The sequence below is a fragment of the Streptomyces venezuelae genome, from assembly GCF_008642275.1.
Lineage (GTDB): Bacteria > Actinomycetota > Actinomycetes > Streptomycetales > Streptomycetaceae > Streptomyces > Streptomyces venezuelae_E.
In genome coordinates, this window is sequence record NZ_CP029189.1 from 2,506,428 (window position 1) to 2,525,286 (window position 18,859).

Here is an 18,859-nt window from a genome sequence, read left to right on the forward strand (position 1 = left end):
GATCCCCAGACCCACCCCGACGGCGGTCCGGTGGAGGGGCGCGTCCACCGCGAGGGCGGCCGCCGCCCAGGCGGCCACGGCGGGCACCGCGAGGCGGAGGTCCGGCGGGCCCGGACCCTCCGGGCGGTTCACGGCCGTACCAGCGTGCGCAGGTCGGCGAAGCGCCGCTCACCGATGCCGTCGACCTGGCGGAGCTCCTCCACGGAGCGGAAGCCGCCGCGGGCGGTACGGAAGTCGACGATGTGCTGCGCCAGTACCGGCCCGACCCCCGGCAGGCCGTCGAGCTGGGCGACCGTGGCCGAGCCCAGACTCAGCGGACCGGCACCGGCAAGGCCGGGACCAGGAGCGGAGCCGCCGGCCACCGCGGCGGTCGGCGGCGGCTGCGCCGGGGCACCGACGACCACCTGCTCGCCGTCCACCAGCACGCGGGCCCGGTTCAGCCCGGTCGTGTCGGTGCCGGGACGCACTCCCCCGGCGGCGGCCAACGCGTCCTCCACCCGTGAACCGGCGGGCAGCCGCCGCACCCCGGGGTCCCGGACCTTGCCACTGACGTCGACGACGATCCGCGCGGCCCCGCCGGCCCCCGCTCCCGCGGCCCCCGCCGGTGCCGTGGCCGCCGCCGGGACGGCCCCCGGGGCGACCACCGCGGGTACGGTCACCGCCCGGGGCCGGGCCGACCAGTACTGCTGCCCGGCGAAGCCGACGGCAGCGACCAGCACCACCCCGACGGCGGCCACCGCGCGCGGCCGCACCGCGCAGCGGTCCTGCACCCACAGCGGCAGCCGCTCCCGCACGGCCAGCCTCCGTGCCGCCCCCGAGGACAGCCCAGGCGCCCCGTCGGACGGTGCCCGGACCTCCACCCCGTCCGGGGCCTCGAGCGGCTCCTGGGGCGGTGGGAGCGGGGCACGCGGCGGGCTGCTGCCGCCCAGCAGGGCTTCGGCCCGCCGGCGCTCCGCGCCCGGCTCCGGATGAGGGACCCGGCGGCCACGGGGCGCTGTACGGCGATGCCGGAGACGGCTGTCGGAGAGACGGGGGCGGCCCGGGCCACTGGTGGCACCGGACGGACGGGAAGCACGCGTTCGAAGAGTCATGCCACGACCGTAGAGGCCGATCCCGCCCCCGGTTCGGATCACTCAATTCCGGTGGAAAAAAGCTCCGTTGTGGATAACCCCGCCACCCGTTCCGGTGATCAGCGAGGTGAGACGACCGCCGCCAGCAACCCCGGGCCGGTGTGCGCCCCGATCACCGCGCCGACCTCGCTGACGTGCAGCTCGACCAGCCCGGGGATGCGTTCGCGGAGCCGCTCGGCCAGCTTCTCCGCCCGTTCCGGAGCCGCCAGGTGGTGCACGGCCACGTCGACTTCGGCGGACCCGGCGCGCTCGACGGCCAGTTCTTCCAGCCGGGCGATGGCCTTGGACGACGTACGGACCTTCTCCAGCATCTCGATGCGCCCGCCGTCCAGGGTCAGCAGGGGCTTCACCGCCAGGGCCGAGCCGAGGAGGGCCTGCGCGGCCCCGATCCGGCCGCCACGGCGGAGGTAGTCGAGGGTGTCGACGTAGAAGTACGCGGCCATGTCCGCCGCGCGCTTCTCGGCGGCCGCCACGGCCTCGTCCACGGATCCACCCGCCTCGGCCACCTCGGCGGCGGCCAGCGCGCAGAAACCGAGGGCCATCGCGACCATGCCGGTGTCCAGGACGCGGACCGGCACGGGTGCGGTCCTGGCGGCGACCACGGCGGCGTCGTAGGTGCCGGAGAACTCCGCGGACAGGTGCAGGCTGACGATGCCGGTCGCCCCGGCGTCCGCCGCCGCCTGGTAGGCCCGGACGAACTCCTCCGTGCTCGGGCGCGAGGTGGTGACCGACCGGCGCTTCTGCAGGGCCAGCGCCAGGCTGCGTGCCGAGATCTCGGTGCCTTCCTCAAGTGCCTCGCCCCCGAGCACGACGGTGAGCGGGACGGCGGTGATTCCGTGCCGCGCCATGGCCGGACGGGGCAGGTAGGCCGTGGAATCGGTGACGATGGCGACATGGCGGGACATGAGCCGGAGGTTACCGCCCGTGGGGGCCCGACGGCAGCCTGGGCCCCCGACCTGGTGCGGAGCGTGGTCCGGGTGTGCGGCTGTCGGGTCAGCCGGCGCTCTCCGGGCGCGGGGCCTTCTGCCACGGGTACTGCATCGTCGGGGTCGGCGGGTTCAAGGCGGCCGGCGGAGCGGTGGGGGCCGGCTTCGGCGCCGGTGCGGCCGGTGCCGTCTGGCCTGCCGACGCGGCCGACGCGGCCTGGGCGGCGTCCCACTCGGCGGCCGCGGCCGCCAGGTCGTCCACCGGTTCGCGGGACCAGTCGCGCAGCGCGCCGGACTCCATCTCGATCTGCTCCGACAGGACGGACAGGTCGTCGGCCGCGAAGCGCCGGGCCCGGTCACGGGCGGCCCACCGCAGGGAGTCGGCGGCCTTGATGATCTGCGCCGCGCGCTCGCGCAGGTCCGGGAGGACCTCGGCGGTGCGCTGCCGGTCGGGCTCCTGCTCCAACCGCTTCAGTTCACCGTCGAGCTCGTGCCCGTGCGCGCTGAGCTGCTCGAACAGCCCGAGGGACTCCCGCAGCGAGGCGTCCACCCGGACCCCGTCGGCCAGCGCCTGCTGGGTGGCGCGCATCGAGGTCCGCAGGTCCAGCCGCACCTGTGCCAGCGCCCCCGCCACTCCGACCTGGCCGAAGCTCTTGGCCCGCAGCGCGGTGTCCTCGACCGTGCGCCGCGCCTGCACGACCGTGCGCTCCACACCTCGCTTGGCCGCTCCCACCGCCTTGACCGTGAGGTACGCGCCGAGGCCGACGAAAGCCAGCAGCATCAGCGCGAAGATGATCAACGCGACCTCCATGACGGCCCCTTTCCCCAAGCGTCGCTATTCTCCTCCACGGTAAACGCCACGGGCAGGCCAGGGGTTCCAATCGAACCCCCAACCTGCCCGTACGGGATCACCCCCATGCGGGGGTACGCCCTAGATGACGATGTTCACCAGCTTCGGCGCGCGCACGATCACCTTGCGGATCTCCGCACCGCCCAGCGCCGCGACGACACCGGCATCGGTCACGGCCAGCTGCTCCAGCTCCGCGTCCGAGATCGTCGGCGGCACCTCCAGCCGCGCCTTGACCTTGCCCTTGACCTGCACCACGCACGTCACGCTCTCGTCCACGACGTACGCCGGGTCCGCGACCGGGAAGTCCTGGTGGACCACCGAGTCGCCGTGACCCAGACGGTGCCACAGCTCCTCCGCGATGTGCGGGGCCAGCGGCGCGACCAGCAGCACCAGGGCCTCGGCGACCGAGCGCTCCAGCGGGCGGCCGGCCTTCGTCAGCGCGTTGTTCAGCTCGGTGATCTTCGCGATGGCGGTGTTGAAGCGCAGCCCGGTCAGGTCCGATCCGGCCCCGTCGATCGCCTTGTGCAGCGCACGCAGGGTGGCCTCGTCCGGCTCGCCGTCCACGACGGTGACGGCGCCCGTCTCCTCGTCCACGATGTTGCGCCACAGGCGCTGCAGCAGCCGGTACTGGCCCACCACGGCCCGGGTGTCCCACGGACGGGAGACGTCCAGCGGGCCCATCGCCATCTCGTACAGGCGCAGCGTGTCCGCGCCGTACTCCTCGCAGATCTCGTCCGGCGTGACGGCGTTCTTCAGGGACTTGCCCATCTTGCCGTGCTCACGCTTGACCGGCTGGCCCTGGTAGAAGTACCCGCCGTCGCGCTCCTCGACCTCGGCCGCGGGCACGTAGACGCCGCGCGCGTCGGTGTACGCGTACGCCTGGATCATGCCCTGGTTGAAGAGCTTGTGGAACGGCTCCGCCGAGGAGACGTGACCCAGGTCGAACAGCACCTTCGACCAGAAGCGGGCGTACAGCAGGTGCAGCACCGCGTGTTCGGCGCCGCCCACGTACAGGTCGACGCCGCCGTGCGGGGCGCCCTCGCGCGGGCCCATCCAGTACTGCTCGATCTCCGGGTCCACCAGGGCCGATGAGTTGTTCGGGTCCAGGTAGCGCAGCTCGTACCAGCAGGAACCGGCCCAGTTGGGCATGGTGTTGGTCTCGCGGCGGAAGGAGCGCACGCCCCGGCCGTCGCCCAGGTCCAGCTCCACGTTGACCCACTCGCCGTTGCGCGACAGCGGGGTCTCGGGCTTGGACGCGGCGTCGTCCGGCTCGAAGGTGCGCGGCGAGTAGTCCTCGACCTCCGGCAGCTCCAGCGGCAGCATCGACTCGGGCAGCGGGTGCGCGACGCCGTCCTCGTCGTAGACGATCGGGAAGGGCTCGCCCCAGTAGCGCTGACGGCTGAACAGCCAGTCGCGCAGCCGGAAGTTGACCGTGCCCTCGCCGATGCCGCGCTCGGCCAGCCAGTCGGTGATCGCGGCCTTGGCGGCGACGACGTCCAGGCCGTCCAGGGCGATGCCCTCACCCGTCGAGTTGACCAGCTTCGCGTCGTAGGAGACGAAGGCGTCGTCCCACTCGGCCGGGTCGGTGCCGCGCCCGTCCGACGGCTCCACGACGCAGCGCATCGGCAGCTCGAAGGCGCGCGCGAACTCGAAGTCGCGGCTGTCGTGCGCCGGGACGGCCATGATCGCGCCGGTGCCGTAGCCCATCAGCACGTAGTCGGCGATGAAGACCGGGACCTTGTCCCCGCTGACCGGGTTGATCGCGTACTCGCCGGTGAAGACGCCGGTCTTGTCCTTGGCCTCGGCCTGCCGCTCGACGTCCGACTTGGAGGCGGCCTGCTTGCGGTAGGCGCTGACTGCCTCGGCGGGCGTGGCGTGCCCGCCGGTCCACACGTCGTGGGTGCCCTCGGGCCAGGCGGCCGGGATGAACTTCTCGACGAGCGGGTGCTCGGGCGCCAGCACCATGTAGGTGGCGCCGAACAGGGTGTCCGGACGGGTGGTGAAGACGGTGATGGCCTCGTCGCCCAGCGCGAAGTCGACGCGTGCGCCCTCGCTGCGGCCGATCCAGTTCCGCTGCTGCAGCTTGATGGCCTCGGGCCAGTCCAGCGCGTCCAGGTCGTCGATCAGCCGGTCGGCGTAGGCGGTGATCCGCATGTTCCACTGGCTCAGCCGGGACTTGAAGACCGGGAAGTTGCCGCGCTCGGACCGGCCGTCCGCGGTGACCTCCTCGTTGGCCAGTACGGTGCCCAGCCCGGGGCACCAGTTCACCGGCGCGTCCGAGGAGTACGCCAGCCGGTACTCGTTCAGCAGGTCGGCCCGCTCGGCCGCGGTCAGCTCGGACCAGGCACGGCCGCCGGGGACCTCACGGGAGCCGTCCTCGAAGGCGGCGACCAGCTCGGTGATCGGGCGGGCCTTCTTCGCGTCGGCGTCGTACCAGGAGTTGTAGATCTGCAGGAAGATCCACTGGGTCCACTTGTAGTAGTCGGGGTCGATCGTGGCGAACGACCGGCGCTTGTCGTGGCCCAGGCCCAGTCGGCGCAGCTGGACCTTCATGTTCTCGATGTTGGCCTCGGTCGAGACGCGCGGGTGCGTGCCGGTCTGCACGGCGTACTGCTCGGCCGGCAGGCCGAAGGCGTCGAAGCCCAGGGTGTGCAGGACGTTGTGGCCGGTCATCCGCTGGTGCCGGGCGAAGACGTCGGTGGCGATGTACCCGAGCGGGTGTCCGACGTGCAGTCCCGCACCGGAGGGGTACGGGAACATGTCCATGATGAACTTCTTGGGCCGTGCGACCACCGCGGGGTCCCCGGCCAGGTCTCCGGTCGGGTTCGGGGCCTCGTAGGTGCCCTGCGCGTCCCAGGCGTCCTGCCAGCGTGCCTCGATGTCGGCGGCCATGGCAGCCGTGTAGCGGTGCGCCTCGGCCGCCTCGGGGGCCGGGGTGTTCGTCTCGCTCATGATTTCTGAAGCTCCATCGATCGTCTCTGCCGTCTCTGCCTGCCCAAACGAAAAAACCCCTCGCACAGGAGGGGGCGCCGCGCCGGGTCCGACCGTCTCAGGGGGTCGGTACTGATCAGCGCGGCTCGGTAAGCAGAAGGCGTACGGCACGCATGGCGTCAGGGTACCGCAGCGGCCCCTTCCGACGCTCGGCCGTTCCACCGGTCGGCACAGCACACGACGCGGACGGCACGCGGCTGAGGACGCACGGGGCTGAGGACGCACGGGGCGGCGGGGGACAACGAGAAGCGGGCCACCCGATCCGGGTGGCCCGCTTCTTCAGTGTGGAGCTAAGGAGAATTGAACTCCTGACCTCCTGCATGCCATGCAGGCGCTCTACCAACTGAGCTATAGCCCCTTGTTGTGCTTGCCGCTTCGGTTTCCCTTGCCGGTTCCCCCTGGCGACATCCCAAACATTACACGGTCATGGCCCTGGTCCAAAAATCGGTTTCCGCCAACCAGAGACCATGTCCGATTTGGGTCGATCTATCACGCCCTCGCGAACTGATAGAACCGCTTGAGCGTGCAGTGCTCGTCGAGCAGCCGCCCGTAGATCGGCTCCCCTTCCAGCTCACGGTACGTCTCGATCGGGTCGCCTTTTATGATCAGCGCCCGAGCGCATTCCTCGCACCAGTACTGGTAGTCGGGGTTGACCGGGTCCATGTCCCGCACGATCGGCGTGCCGTTGTTGCACCAGTCGCACCGGCGCCGGTGTGCACCCATCCGTCAGCGACTCCCTCCCGCGTCGGGCCGTCGTCTCCCCCTCCGGCGGTCACGATTCTGCCATGCCGGTGCGGGCCAGGTCAGCAAACGCAAAGGGTACAAAAGCAAGGATCCCGCCCCCTGTTGGGGACGGGATCCTGATTGTGGAGCTAAGGAGAATTGAACTCCTGACCTCCTGCATGCCATGCAGGCGCTCTACCAACTGAGCTATAGCCCCGCTCTCCGCCGCGCTCCCCCCGTCTCCGGTGTTCTGCGCTGCGAACAAGAAGAACTCTAGCCTGTGACCAGCCGGAAAGTGAAATCCGGGTGGCAGCCCCGCCGGGGAGCGGCGGAAGACCGCTCAGTCGTCGTCGCCGAGCACCGGTTCCGGCAGCGTGCCGGCGTTGTGCTCCAGCAGACGCCAGCCGCGCGCGCCCTCGCCGAGGACGGACCAGCAGCAGTTGGAGAGCCCGCCGAGGCCCTCCCAGTTGTACGAGTCCAGGCCCAGCAGACGCCCGATCGTCGTCCGGATGGTGCCGCCGTGGCTGACCACGACGAGGGTGCCGGACTGCGGCAGCCGGTCGGCGTGCTCCAGCACCACCGGCGCCGCGCGGTCGGCGACCTCGGTCTCCAGCTCACCGCCACCGCGGCGAACCGGTTCGCCGCGCTTCCACGCCGCGTACTGCTCGCCGTACTTCCCGAGGATCTCGTCGTGCGTGAGGCCCTGCCATTCGCCGGCGTACGTCTCGCGCAGGGCCGCGTCGTGCGACACCGAAAGCCCCGTGAGGGCCGCCAGCTCGGCAGCCGTGGCGGAGGCGCGCCGCAGGTCGGAGGCCACGATGGCGTCCGGCTTCAGCGAGGCGAGCAGCCGGGCGGAGCGGCGCGCCTGCGCCACACCCGTCTCGGTCAGCTCGATGTCCGTGGAGCCCTGGAAGCGGCGCTCCAGGTTCCACGAGGTCTGGCCGTGCCGCCAGAGAACGATCTTCCTGCCGGACTTGCCCGAGGTGGTCGCGCTCAGAACAGATCACCGTCCAGTTCGTCGTCGCCCGCCGCCTCGCGCAGCTTGGCGTGCTCCTCGGCCTTGCCGATGGTGAGCTTGGCGTCTTCGGGGAGCTCGATCTCGGGGCAGTCCTTCCACAGGCGCTCCAGCGCGTAGAAGACACGCTCCTCGCTGTGCTGGACGTGGACGACGATGTCGACGTAGTCGAGCAGGATCCAGCGGGCGTCGCGGTCGCCCTCACGGCGCACCGGCTTGGCGCCGAGCTCCTTGAGCAGGCGCTCCTCGATCTCGTCGACGATCGACTTGACCTGGCGGTCGTTGGGCGCCGAGGCGAGCAGGAAGGCGTCGGTGATCGACAGCACGTCGCTGACGTCGTACGCGATGATGTCGTGCGCGAGCCGGTCGGCCGCGGCCTGGGCGGCGGCGGTGATGAGCTCGATGGAGCGGTCCGTGGCGGTCACTGGCCATGCTTTCGGGTTGGCGGGCAGATCCTTACAAGGGTCTCATGTACCGCCGACACCGCCCGCGCGCAGCGTCGCGCGCGGGCGAAAGCCTTCCTCGGGGCCGCCCCGGAGCCTGGTCAGGACGCCTTGTAGTCCTTGCCCAGGGTCACCACGATCTCCGCGTTCACCGCGTTCTCGGCCTTCTTCACGACCGTCTCGGGCAGCCCCAGCGTCTTGGCGACCTCGATCGCGCGGTCCCGCTGCGCGTCGTCCTGGTAGGTGATCTGCGAGGTGGCCGCCGTCTTGTCGGCCTTGCCGCCGTCGACGAAGGTGTAGCCGCCGTTCATCAGCGCCGCCTTCGCCGCGACCTGCGCCTTCTCGTCTCCGGTGGCGTCCTTGAGGCCGACCCGGGGAGCCGCACCGGGCTGCGCCGCGGCGCCGGAGCCGCCCAGCACCTCCTTGACGACCGTCTTGTTCGCGTCGTCCGTGAGCGTGCCGTCCGCCTTCACCGCGAGGACGTCCGTGCGGTACGCGCCCACCTTGGCGTGCGCGCCGAGCCGGGACAGCAGGGCGCCGAGGGTCTGCGCGTTCAGGGCGGGATCGAGGATCTGGCCGATGCTCTCGACGGTCACGGCGGCCGCCTTCGGGTCGCCCGGAATCTTGCGCAGCACCGCCCGGAGCACGTGGCCCACGCGTTCGAGCTGCTTGGCCTCCGGTTCGCCCTGCCCGCGGAACGTGGCGTACGCCACGGCCATCGCGCCGCTCAGGCTCTGCTTCTGGCCCTGGGCCACGGCCGGGGTCTTGGCCGCGTCGTCGGCCGGGACCGCGGTGTCGGTGTCGACCTCGATGCCGCCGATCTGCTCGACCAGGCTCTCCAGGAAGGGGGTGTCCAGACGCCAGGTGCCGCCGATGCGGGTGCCCAGGACGGAGTCGAGGGCCTCGCGGGTGCCGAGACCGCCTTCCTCGACCGACTTGCCGAGCCCCGTCGGGGTCCCGTCCTGGCCGGTGACGGCCAGGTTGTTCGGCAGCAGGACGGTGGCGCCCTTCTTGGTGGTGACGTTGTCGACGAGCAGCGCCGACGAGGTGCCGCCCTTCTTGGTGTTGTGCAGGTGGACGACGATGATGTCCCGCTTCTGCGCGGCGGCGTCGGCGGTGGCTCCGGTCTTCTTCTCGCCGGGGCCGTCGAGGAAGGGCAGCTTGCCCGCGTACCAGAGGTAGCCGAGTCCGCCGACGACGAACAGGGCGAGGACGACGATCAGGGCCACCACCCGGTTGCGGCCGCGACGGCGGGCCTCCTCGCGGCGTTCGGTGCGGCTCTCGGTGAACTTGAGCCAGTCGATGACGTCCTCGGAGTCCTCGTCCGGCTGGTCGATGAAGGCGAACATCTCGGTGCGGTAGTCCCGGTCCGCCCGGGGCGCGCCGTCGTGGTGCCGGTCGCCGCCCCGCGCGTCGTCCTCCTCGGCGTCCGGCCGGCGCGGCTCGGGGACCTGGGCGGGCGGGCGCTCGGCGGCGGCCGGGGGCTCGGGGGCGGCCGGGGGCTCGGGGGCGGTCTGCTGCGGGATCCACTGCTGGGCCTGCTGCGTGTCGTACCCGTAGGCGGGCGCCTGGGTGTACTCCTGCTGCCCGTACTCCTGGCCGGCCGGCTGCTGCGGGTAGTACTGCTGCTGCTGGCCGTTCCCGTAGCCCTGGTAGTCGTAGCCGTACTGCTGCTGCTCGTACTGCTGCCCGTACTGCTGCGGGGCGGGCTGGGCGGGCTGGGCGGGCTGGGCGGGCGCCTGGCCGTACACCGGCCGCCCGTACGCGTCGTAGCCGACGAGCTGCTGCTCCTGCGCGGCATACGGGTCGTACGGATCCTGTCGGTCGTTCACCGCGGGGCCCCTCTCTCCGGAAGCTCAGGCTCCCCGGTACAGCTCACGCTTGTCGATGTAGCGCACGACGCCGTCCGGCACCAAATACCAGACGGGGTCCCCCTGGGCCACCCTCGCACGGCAGTCGGTGGACGAGATGGCGAGCGCCGGCACCTCCACCAGGGAGACACCGCCCTCCGGGAGCCCGTCGTCGGTGAGCACGTGGCCCGGCCGGGTGACTCCGATGAAGTGGGAGAGCGAGAAGAGCTCTTCGGCGTTGCGCCAGGTCAGGATCTGCGCGAGCGCGTCGGCACCGGTGATGAAGAAGAGATCGGCGTCGTCGTTCTGCGCCTTCAGGTCCCGCAGGGTGTCGATGGTGTAGGTCGGCCCGCCGCGGTCGATGTCGATGCGGCTCACCGAGAACTGCGGGTTCGAGGCCGTGGCGATGACCGTCATCAGGTAGCGGTCCTCGGCCGGCGACACGGCCCGCTGCGACTTCTGCCAGGGCTCGCCGGTCGGCACGAACATCACCTCGTCGAGGTGGAAAAGGGCGGCCACCTCGCTGGCGGCCACCAGGTGTCCGTGATGGATCGGGTCGAACGTCCCGCCCATCACGCCGAGCCGGCGCTTGACCGGACCGGTAGGCACTTCCTGCTCTCCCATGAGCGCAGAGCCTACTGGCCCGGCGGACGCGGCGTTCCCGCCGGGTTCGGCGGGCTCGGCGGGTTCAGCGGTCGCGGTTCAGGCGCGTGGTGACCCACAGCATCAGCATCAGGATGACGAAGGCACCGCCGCCGGTCAGGTACGGGTTCAGGCTGTCGTGGTTGCCGCCGTGCTGCTCGGCCCCCTCCGAGGCGAGGACGACCAGGTTGTGGGCGGTGGTGGAGAGGCTCATCAGGCAGATACCTATCGAGTCGGGGAGCGAGCGGAGACTTCGCTCACATCGTATGCGGGGGCCTGGGGCACGCTCACGCCGACTCAGGCGTTGGAGAGGATAGACGCAGGGTCGAGCAGGTCCATCAGGGGAGGGCGCTATGACGGAAACAGGGTTCGAGAAGGCACCGGCAAGGGATCGCAGGCGGTTTCCCGGCATCTCGTCACGGGCGTACGAGCATCCGGCGGACCGCTCGGCGCTGGTGGCACTGCGCAAGCTGAGCGGCTTCGACACGGTGTTCAAGGCCCTGAGCGGGCTGCTTCCGGAGCGCAGCCTGCGGCTGCTGTTCCTGTCGGAGTCGGTGCGGGTGGGTGAGACGCAGTTCCCGCACCTGTACGCGATGCTGCGCGACGCCTGCTACATCCTGGACCTGGAGAAGGTCCCGCAGATGTACGTGCAGCAGGACCCGAATCCCAACGCCATGTGCATCGGGCTGGACGAGCCGATCATCGTGGTGACCACGGGCCTCGTCGAGCTGCTCGACGAGGAGGAGATGCGTGCGGTGGTGGGCCACGAGGTGGGCCACGCGCTGTCTGGGCACGCCGTCTACCGCACGATCCTGCTGTTCCTGACCAACCTGGCGCTGAAGATCGCGTGGATCCCGCTGGGCAATGTGGCGATCATGACGATCGTGACGGCGCTGCGGGAGTGGTTCCGCAAGTCGGAGCTCTCGGCGGACCGGGCCGGGCTGCTGGTGGGACAGGACGTGCAGGCCTCGATGCGGGGGCTGATGAAGATCGCCGGTGGCAACCACCTGCACGAGATGAACGTGGACGCCTTCCTGGCCCAGGCCGAGGAGTACGAGTCGAGCGGCGATCTGCGGGACTCCGTGCTGAAGATCCTCAACCTGCTGCCCCGGACGCACCCCTTCACCACGGTGCGCGCGGCCGAGCTGAAGAAGTGGGCGGAGAGCCGCGACCACCAGCGGATCATGGACGGCCACTACCCGCGCCGGGACGAGGACAAGGACACCTCGGTGACCGACTCCTTCCGGCAGTCCGCCGCGCACTACGCCGACTCGGTGCGCACCAGCAAGGACCCGCTGATGAAGCTGGTGGGCGACATCGCGGGCGGTGCGGGCGACCTGGGCGGCAAGCTCCGCGACAAGTTCACGGGCGCCGGGGCGGGCCCCGCGCCGCAGGACAAGGGCGGAGCTACGGAGCAGGGCTGACGGGAGCGGCCTGCGGAGGCGGGGGCAGTGTCGCGGGCGAGCTGACGGCCGGGGTCGCGGGCGGGGCCAGGACCCCGCACAGCCCGGCCGTGCGCCGTGGCTGCCCGCTGGCGTACGGGTCGCTCGCGGCCGGGCCCACCGTGGTCGGGCCGGCTCCGGCCAGGAGCGGGCGGAAGGCCCCGGCCGGGTCGGCTGAGCAGTCCTGCGGTCCGGCCATCACATAGGCCGAGGCCAGCTCCAGCCGGCGGGCCGTCAGGTCCTCCCGGTCGAAGCGCAGCCTCAGCTCGCGCCGGACGGTGAAGAGCGAGGCGCCGTCGGCCGCGGCCGGGGATCCGGTGGCGGGCCGTACGGCGTAGACGAAGGTGTGGTCGGTGGTGACCTCCAGCACGTCGGCGGCCACCTCCTCGAAGGCGAGCGTGCCGCTCACCCGGACCCGGGAGTCGGCCACGATGGCGGTGGCCGGGTCGAAGCGGACCAGCCAGCCGGTGGCCGCGTGGCGGCCGTCCCCGGAGGGCGAGGACATGCTGCGGTCGAACTGCGCCAGCTGGTCGGGATCGAGCAGGACGCGCACCGGGCGGGAGGCCGCTCCGGCGAGGATGTCGGGGTCCAGGGAGGACTGCACCAGGTAGTCCTTGGCGATGGACAGCGCGGCGACGACCTGGGCGTCGGTGAAGTGGTGCGTGCGGCGCACGGCGGGCAGGGTGATGCCTGCCGCTCCGACCCGGTAGTCGGCGGCGGGGCCTGCCGCGTACAGCTCGCTCGGACGCCCGCCGGGAACGACGGTGGTCGGCGCGAGCGGGACCACGGTGCTGCTGAGCGCCTGGGCAGGTCCCCCGGACGGGGGTACGTACGGGTTGCGCAGTCCCATGTAGACGGCCCCGGCGAAGGCCGTGGCGATGAGCAGCACGAGCAGCATGCCCTGCCGGGCGCCCCGGCCGGGAGTGCCGGTCCGGGAGGCGGAGCCGCCGCCGGACCAGATGGACCGGCTGCGCACCGCGCGGGCGTGTTCGCCCATGCGTTCCTGCGCGGAGTACTCCTGGAGCCGGGCGGCCCTGACGAAGTCCTCGTCGAACACCACGGACCGGTACTCGTCCGACCGGTACTCGTCCGACCGGAAGTCGTCGGCCCGGAAGTCGTCGTCGCCCCCGCCCATGCCCTCGGGGGTGCTGTTGGGTGGATCTCCTGGCACGGCCATCGCTTCTCCCCGCTGTCCCCGCTTCAGAGAAGCCCCCGGCTCCGGCGTATGCGAGTGGGGTCGTACCTTCAGGGTTGGCGAACGGAGGGGTACGTAAACGCGCCGACGCCGGTGACTTCACCCCTGGGGGTGCTGGCGGGCGCCGGAGCGGGGTCCGCCTCACCGGAGGCGCTGCGGTAGACGGCGCTGAAGGCGAGCGCGACCATGCCGAGGCCCATCACGAAGGCGAGCACCCAGGCGACGGGGCGCAGCCAGGGTGCGCGGCCGCGGTACGGGCGCAGACTGCCGCCGTAGGCCCCGTACGGGCCGTAGGGGTATCCGTGGCCGCCGTCGTGGTCCCAGCCCTGGTCGTCGTCGTACCCGTCGGGGTGGCCGTATCCGTAGCTGTCGTAGTCGTCGTCGCCCGTCCAGCCGCCGGCCACGGCACGGGCGGCTTCGGCCTCCGCGCGCGCTCGGTCGGCTGCCCGCTGGCGCTCGGCGGCGCTCGGTTCACGGATCTCGGCGTTCCGGACGAAGTCCTCGTCGAACACCACGGAGGCGAAGTCGTACTCCGCGCCTCCGCGGTCGTCTGCATCGTCTTCGGGGGTCCCGTCGTCCGGGAACGGCTTGCCCCCCACGTCGTCCGGCACAGCACAAGCCTAGACCTGGGGGGCCGCCTTGGGCAGGGTGTACGCCGAAATCCGGCCACACCTCACCCACGGGCCGACTACCGAACGTGACCGTCGCCGGTGACGATGTACTTGGTGGAGGTCAGCTCGGGAAGTCCCATGGGGCCCCTGGCGTGCAGCTTCTGCGTGGAGATGCCGATCTCCGCACCGAATCCGAACTGGCCACCGTCCGTGAACCGGGTGGATGCATTCACGGCGACCGTGGTCGAGTCGACCAGCTGGGTGAAGCGGCGCGCGGCGGCCTGCGAGGTCGTGACGATCGCCTCGGTGTGACCGGAGGTCCAGCGGCGGATGTGGGCGACGGCGTCGTCGAGGGAGTCCACGACGCCGGCGGCGATGTCGTAGGACAGGTACTCGGCGGCCCAGTCCTCGTCGGTGGCGGGCAGCGCGGTGACCTTGCCGCCCTCGGCGGCGGCGAGGACCCGGGCGTCGCCGTGCACGGTGACGCCGGCGTCGGCGAGCGCGTCGAGGGCGCGCGGCAGGAAGGCGTCGGCGATGTCGCGGTGGACGAGGAGGGTCTCGGCGGAGTTGCAGACGGAGGGCCGCTGGGCCTTGGAGTTGACGAGGATGTCCACCGCCATGTCCAGGTCGGCCTGGGCGTCGACGTAGACGTGGCAGTTGCCGGTACCGGTCTCGATGACCGGGACGGTGGATTCCTCGACCACGGTCTTGATGAGGGAGGCGCCGCCGCGCGGGATGAGTACGTCGACGAGGCCGCGGGCGCGCATCAGCTCGCGGACGGAGTTGCGGGACTTCCCGGGGACGAGCTGGATCGCGTCGGCGGGCAGGCCGGCGCTCACGATGGCGTCCCGCAGGATGGCGACGAGCGCGGTGTTGGAGGAGTAGGCGGAGGAACTGCCCCGCAGGAGAACCGCGTTCCCGGCCTTCAGGCAGAGGGCGGCGGCGTCGACGGTGACGTTGGGGCGGGCCTCGTAGATGATGCCGACGACGCCGAGCGGGACGCGGATCTGCCGGAGGTCGATGCCGTTGGGGAGGGTGTTGCCCCGGACGACCTCGCCGACGGGGTCGGGGAGGGCGGCGACGTCGCGGACGTCGGAGGCGATGGCGGCGACGCGCTCGGCGGTGAGGGTGAGGCGGTCGATGACGGTCTCGCTGGTGCCGGCCGCGCGGGCCTTGTCCGTGTCCACGGCGTTGGCGGCGACGATCTCGGCCGTACGGGCCTCCAGCGCGTCCGCGATCGCCAGCAGGGCGGTGTCCTTGGCGGACCGCGGGAGTGGCGCGATCGCCGCGGCGGCGGTACGGGACCGCTGCGCGGTGGCGAGCACGGGCGAGGTGGTGGCGCTGGCGGTGGCGGCATCGAGCGAGGTCATGCCGCCCAGGGTAATCCCCTGCCGGGGGGCGGCCGCTGGGGTTCCACCCCGCGAGACGGCCTCCGGCCGGGTCGGCGGGGTGGGGCGGGGCTTCGCCCCGCGCCCCTTGCCCCCGTGCCCGTGCCCGTGCCCGGTGGTCGGCGCGGACCCGCGGTCGGTGCGGGGGTGGGGGCGGGGGCGGGGGCGGGGGGCGGGGCCGCTGCGCGGAGCCTTCTCCCCGCCCCGCCCTTTCACCGTTTCCCCGGGCTCCGCCCGGACCCGGTCCTCAAACGCCGGACGGGCTGAAAGACCGCCGGACGGGCTGAAGGGCCGCCGGACGGGATGAGAGGGGCGGGGTCAGTACGGGTGGACGCCCACCGGGTGGGCCGGGGGTGGGCCGTAGCCCTCCGCCACGCGCTGGTGGTAGGTGGCGCGGTCGATGACCTCCAGACCGACGATCTCCCAGGGCGGGAGCTGCGCCGAGGAGCGGTGTTCGCCCCACAGGCGCAGGGCCACGGCCGCCGCGTCGTGGAGGTCCCGGGCCTCTTCCCAGTAGCGGATCTCCGCGTGGTCGTCGGCGTACCGGCTGGTCAGCAGGAAGGGATGGTCGTGGGCCAGTTGTTCCAGCCCGCGCCGGACCTCGGACAGCGGGGCCGGCTTGCCGGAGACGCTCAGGGTCACGTGCCACAGGCGCGACGCGTGATCCTGCTCCTCCCCGCCGCCGCCGTCCCCTGTTCCGACGCTGGTCAGCGCTCGTCTCACCAGCCGCCTCCTGTCTCCGCCACGCGGGTCCGTCCGCCCCTCACAGTTGACCAGTCCACGGGCCGCCGCGCTGCGCTTTTGCCGAACCTCAGCCCTCCAGCAGGACCAGATCGTCCCGGTGGACGACCTCCCGCTCGTACGCGGGTCCGAGTTCCCGCGCGAGCTCGCGAGTGGAGCGGCCCAGAAGCTGCGGAAGCTCCTTGGCGTCGAAGTTGACCAGGCCCCGGGCCACGGCGCGGCCGTCCGCCGCACGCAGCTCCACCGGGTCCCCTGCGACGAAGTCGCCCTCGACCGCCGCGATCCCGGCGGGCAGCAGCGAGCTGCCGCGCTCGGTGACCGCGCGGACCGCTCCGTCGTCCAGGACCAGGTGTCCCTGCGGGGTCGACGCGTGCTGGAGCCAGAGCAGCCGGTCCGCCGAGCGGCGACCGGTGGCGTGGAACAGCGTGCCCGTGCCCCGTCCGGCGAGGGCGTCGGCGGCCTGGCTCGCGGAGGTCAGCACCACGGGGATGCCGGCGGCGGCCGCGATCCGGGCCGCCTCGACCTTGGTGACCATGCCGCCGGTGCCCACGCCCGCCTTGCCGGCGCTGCCGATGGAGACGTGCGCGATGTCCTCGGGCCCGCGGACCTCTTCGATGCGGGTGGTGCCGGGCTGGGACGGGTCGCCGTCGTAGAGGCCGTCCACGTCCGAGAGGAGGACGAGGAGGTCGGCTCGGACGAGGTGGGCGACGAGGGCCGCCAGCCGGTCGTTGTCACCGAAGCGGATCTCGTCCGTGGCGACGGTGTCGTTCTCGTTGACGACGGGGAGGGCTCCCATGGCCAGCAGCTGGTCGAGGGTGCGGTAGGCGTTGCGGTAGTGGGCGCGGCGGCTGGTGTCGTCGGTGGTGAGGAGCACCTGCCCGACCCGGACGCCGTAGCGGGCGAAGGAGGCGGTGTAGCGGGCGACGAGCAGGCCCTGGCCGACGCTCGCGGCGGCCTGCTGCCGGGCCAGGTCCTTGGGCCGGCGGCGCAGGCCGAGCGGGGAGAGTCCGGCGGCGATGGCTCCGCTGGAGACGAGGACGATCTCCTTCTCGCCTCCGCTCCGGGCCTTGGCGAGGACGTCGACGAGCGCGTCCACCCGGTCGGCGTCGAGCCCGCCTTCGGCGGTGGTCAGGGAGGAGGAGCCGACCTTGACCACGATCCTGCGGGCGTCCACGACACCTTGCCTAGCCGCTGACACGTCTGTCCCCTTGCCCCTTGCCGAAAAGCCTGTTCCCGGAATGCCTGTTCCCGAGATGCTTGTTCCCGAGATGCCTGTTCCCGAGATGCCTGTTCCCGAGATGCCTGCCGTCTCAATCTACGGGGTGGGCGCGCGGGACTGCTCGGGGGTTTCAGACCCTGGACGAGGACCCCGCCTCCACGGGAGCGGCCTCCTCGGCCCGGGCGGCGCGCGGGACGAGGATCTTGCGGGAGAGCAGGAAGGTGAAGGGGATGGCCACGACCGCCGCCACCAGCGGGGCGATCCGGGTGTCCATCCCGGCCCAGGTCACCAGCGCGTAGAGGCCGACGGACTGGATGACGAAGTTGGTGATGTTCGTCAGCGGGAAGAGGAAGAACTTCTTCCAGGTCGGCCTGGTCCGGTAGGTGAAGTAGGTGTTCATGAAGAACGAGCCGACCATCGCCAGGACGAAGGCGAGCGCGTAGGCGGCGAAGTACGGCATCCACGGGTGCAGGAGCAGGTAGATGACGAAGAAGGTGCCGGTGTTGACTCCGCCCACGAGGGCGAACCGGAACACCTGGCCGAGCTGTTCCTTGCGGCTCATCGGGTGCTGCGCTCCACGATCGTAGGCTCTGCGACCGGGGCGGCCGTCCGGTCGTCGGTCCGCGGGAGCGGCTGTGCTCCGTGCGATTCCTTCACCAGGAAGTGCGGCCTGCGCTTGGCCTCGTAGTAGATGCGGCCGATGTACTCGCCGATCAGGCCCAGCATGATCAACTGTACGCCGCCGAGACCGGTGATGATCGCCACGAGAGTGACGTACCCCGGGGACTCCACACCGTTGGTGATCGCCGTGATGGTGATCCACAGGGCGTAGAGGCCGGTCAGGGCGACCAGCGACACGCCGAACCAGATCCCGATCCGCAGCGGCTTGTTGTTGAAGGAGATCAGGCCGTCCATGCCGTAGTTCAGCAGGGCGCCGAACTTCCACTTCGTCTCGCCGGCCTCGCGCTGCGCGTTGCGGTAGTCGAAGTGGACGGTGTCGAAGCCGATCCAGGAGAAGAGGCCCTTGGAGAAGCGGTTGTACTCCGGCAGCGACAGCAGGGCGTCCACGGCCGGGCGCGAGAGCATGCGGAAGTCGCCGACGCCGTCGGTGAGCTCCACGTCGACCCAGCGGTTGACGCCCCGGTAGTAGAGGCTGCTGAGGGCGGAACGGACCTTCTTGTCGCCCTCGCGCGTGCGGCGGGCGATGATCTGGTCGTGTCCCTGCCGGTAGTGCTCCAGCATGGTCGCGATGAGCTCCGGCGGGTGCTGGAGGTCCGCGTCCATGATCACCACGGCGTCGCCGGTGGCCTCGCGCAGGCCCGCGAGCATGCCGGCCTCCTTGCCGAAGTTCCGGCTGAAGGAGACGTAGCGGGTCTGCTCGCCGTGTTCGGCGGCGATCTTGCGGAGCTTGTCGAGAGTGCCGTCACGGCTTCCGTCGTCGACGTAGCAGACCTCGTACGCGACGGGGAGGGCGTCCAGGACCCTTCGGATCTCGACGTCGAAGCTGTCGATGACGGCTTCTTCGTTGAAGCAGGGGACAACTACGGACAGCTTCGTCATGAACACTTCCTGCTGGATCCGAACGGGTGATTGTCGGTGGTGGCCCCGCCTCTCGCCTCTTCCTTAGAAGTATGCACGGCGAGGGTCTGACGGGAGTCGGGCTGCGGGAGTCGAGGGCGGCACACGGTAGCGT

Annotated in this window: 18 protein-coding genes and 2 tRNA genes; 1 reads left to right on the plus strand and 19 read right to left on the minus strand. The window is 71.5% G+C overall.

Annotated elements, in window-relative coordinates:
• Positions 1-128: 128 nt before the first annotated feature.
• The 12 genes from DEJ51_RS10760 to DEJ51_RS34470 all read right to left on the minus strand — a co-directional run bounded on the left by DEJ51_RS10760 (position 129) and on the right by DEJ51_RS34470 (position 10,784).
• Positions 129-794: a ComEA family DNA-binding protein gene (locus tag DEJ51_RS10760; protein ID WP_317852392.1), complete on the minus strand. Its 666-nt coding sequence runs from the start codon at positions 792-794 to the stop codon at positions 129-131.
• A 395-nt stretch (positions 795-1,189) separates the two neighbouring features.
• A complete protein-coding gene (locus DEJ51_RS10765; RefSeq protein ID WP_150257399.1) occupies positions 1,190-2,035 on the minus strand; it encodes a DegV family protein in 846 nt (281 codons plus the stop codon).
• 88 nt (positions 2,036-2,123) lie between these two features.
• A complete protein-coding gene (locus DEJ51_RS10770) occupies positions 2,124-2,867 on the minus strand; it encodes a hypothetical protein (RefSeq protein WP_150257400.1) in 744 nt (247 codons plus the stop codon).
• A 120-nt stretch (positions 2,868-2,987) separates the two neighbouring features.
• Positions 2,988-5,858, minus strand: coding sequence for a leucine--tRNA ligase (leuS, locus tag DEJ51_RS10775; RefSeq protein WP_150257401.1), 2,871 nt, complete (start codon positions 5,856-5,858; stop codon positions 2,988-2,990).
• A 324-nt stretch (positions 5,859-6,182) separates the two neighbouring features.
• Positions 6,183-6,255 (minus strand) — tRNA-Ala (locus DEJ51_RS10780).
• 131 nt (positions 6,256-6,386) lie between these two features.
• Positions 6,387-6,620 (minus strand): hypothetical protein, encoded by a 234-nt coding sequence (locus tag DEJ51_RS10785; RefSeq protein WP_008738908.1) that lies wholly within the window; start codon positions 6,618-6,620, stop codon positions 6,387-6,389.
• A gap of 144 nt (positions 6,621-6,764) precedes the next feature.
• A tRNA-Ala gene (locus tag DEJ51_RS10790) sits at positions 6,765-6,837 on the minus strand.
• A 123-nt stretch (positions 6,838-6,960) separates the two neighbouring features.
• Positions 6,961-7,617 (minus strand): histidine phosphatase family protein, encoded by a 657-nt coding sequence (locus DEJ51_RS10795; RefSeq protein WP_150257402.1) that lies wholly within the window; start codon positions 7,615-7,617, stop codon positions 6,961-6,963.
• Positions 7,614-8,060: a ribosome silencing factor gene (rsfS, locus tag DEJ51_RS10800; protein WP_030008628.1), complete on the minus strand. Its 447-nt coding sequence runs from the start codon at positions 8,058-8,060 to the stop codon at positions 7,614-7,616. Before rsfS ends, DEJ51_RS10795 begins: the two co-directional genes overlap by 4 nt.
• Positions 8,061-8,179: 119 nt before the next feature.
• On the minus strand, positions 8,180-9,910 hold the full coding sequence (locus tag DEJ51_RS10805) for an LCP family protein (RefSeq protein WP_150257403.1): 1,731 nt from the start codon (positions 9,908-9,910) through the stop codon (positions 8,180-8,182).
• A 24-nt stretch (positions 9,911-9,934) separates the two neighbouring features.
• Positions 9,935-10,552: a nicotinate-nucleotide adenylyltransferase gene (gene nadD / locus DEJ51_RS10810; RefSeq protein WP_150257404.1), complete on the minus strand. Its 618-nt coding sequence runs from the start codon at positions 10,550-10,552 to the stop codon at positions 9,935-9,937.
• Positions 10,553-10,616: 64 nt separating this feature from the next.
• Complete coding sequence (locus DEJ51_RS34470; protein WP_033224011.1) at positions 10,617-10,784, minus strand: hypothetical protein; 168 nt, start codon at positions 10,782-10,784, stop codon at positions 10,617-10,619.
• Between the two features lie 139 nt (positions 10,785-10,923).
• On the opposite strand from DEJ51_RS34470, the gene DEJ51_RS10815 reads away from it, so the two are divergent.
• Positions 10,924-11,994 (plus strand): M48 family metallopeptidase, encoded by a 1,071-nt coding sequence (locus DEJ51_RS10815; protein ID WP_150257405.1) that lies wholly within the window; start codon positions 10,924-10,926, stop codon positions 11,992-11,994.
• On the opposite strand, the gene DEJ51_RS10820 is transcribed toward DEJ51_RS10815, so the two are convergent.
• The 7 genes from DEJ51_RS10820 to DEJ51_RS10850 all read right to left on the minus strand — a co-directional run bounded on the left by DEJ51_RS10820 (position 11,978) and on the right by DEJ51_RS10850 (position 18,726).
• Positions 11,978-13,189 (minus strand): hypothetical protein, encoded by a 1,212-nt coding sequence (locus DEJ51_RS10820; RefSeq protein WP_190620310.1) that lies wholly within the window; start codon positions 13,187-13,189, stop codon positions 11,978-11,980. The two genes, DEJ51_RS10815 and DEJ51_RS10820, sit on opposite strands and share 17 nt — an antisense overlap.
• Positions 13,190-13,257: 68 nt before the next feature.
• On the minus strand, positions 13,258-13,818 hold the full coding sequence (locus DEJ51_RS10825; protein ID WP_150257406.1) for a hypothetical protein: 561 nt from the start codon (positions 13,816-13,818) through the stop codon (positions 13,258-13,260).
• Positions 13,819-13,895: 77 nt separating this feature from the next.
• Entirely contained in the window at positions 13,896-15,188 is a 1,293-nt protein-coding gene (locus tag DEJ51_RS10830; RefSeq protein WP_150257407.1) for a glutamate-5-semialdehyde dehydrogenase, read from the minus strand.
• A gap of 336 nt (positions 15,189-15,524) precedes the next feature.
• Complete coding sequence (locus DEJ51_RS10835) at positions 15,525-15,983, minus strand: hypothetical protein (protein WP_150261826.1); 459 nt, start codon at positions 15,981-15,983, stop codon at positions 15,525-15,527.
• Between the two features lie 34 nt (positions 15,984-16,017).
• Positions 16,018-17,145: a glutamate 5-kinase gene (proB, locus tag DEJ51_RS10840; RefSeq protein WP_150257408.1), complete on the minus strand. Its 1,128-nt coding sequence runs from the start codon at positions 17,143-17,145 to the stop codon at positions 16,018-16,020.
• 151 nt (positions 17,146-17,296) lie between these two features.
• On the minus strand, positions 17,297-17,728 hold the full coding sequence (locus tag DEJ51_RS10845; RefSeq protein ID WP_150257409.1) for a GtrA family protein: 432 nt from the start codon (positions 17,726-17,728) through the stop codon (positions 17,297-17,299).
• Entirely contained in the window at positions 17,725-18,726 is a 1,002-nt protein-coding gene (locus DEJ51_RS10850) for a glycosyltransferase family 2 protein (RefSeq protein ID WP_223835755.1), read from the minus strand. The genes DEJ51_RS10845 and DEJ51_RS10850 overlap by 4 nt, the downstream gene beginning before the upstream one ends.
• Between the last annotated feature and the right edge of the window lie 133 nt (positions 18,727-18,859).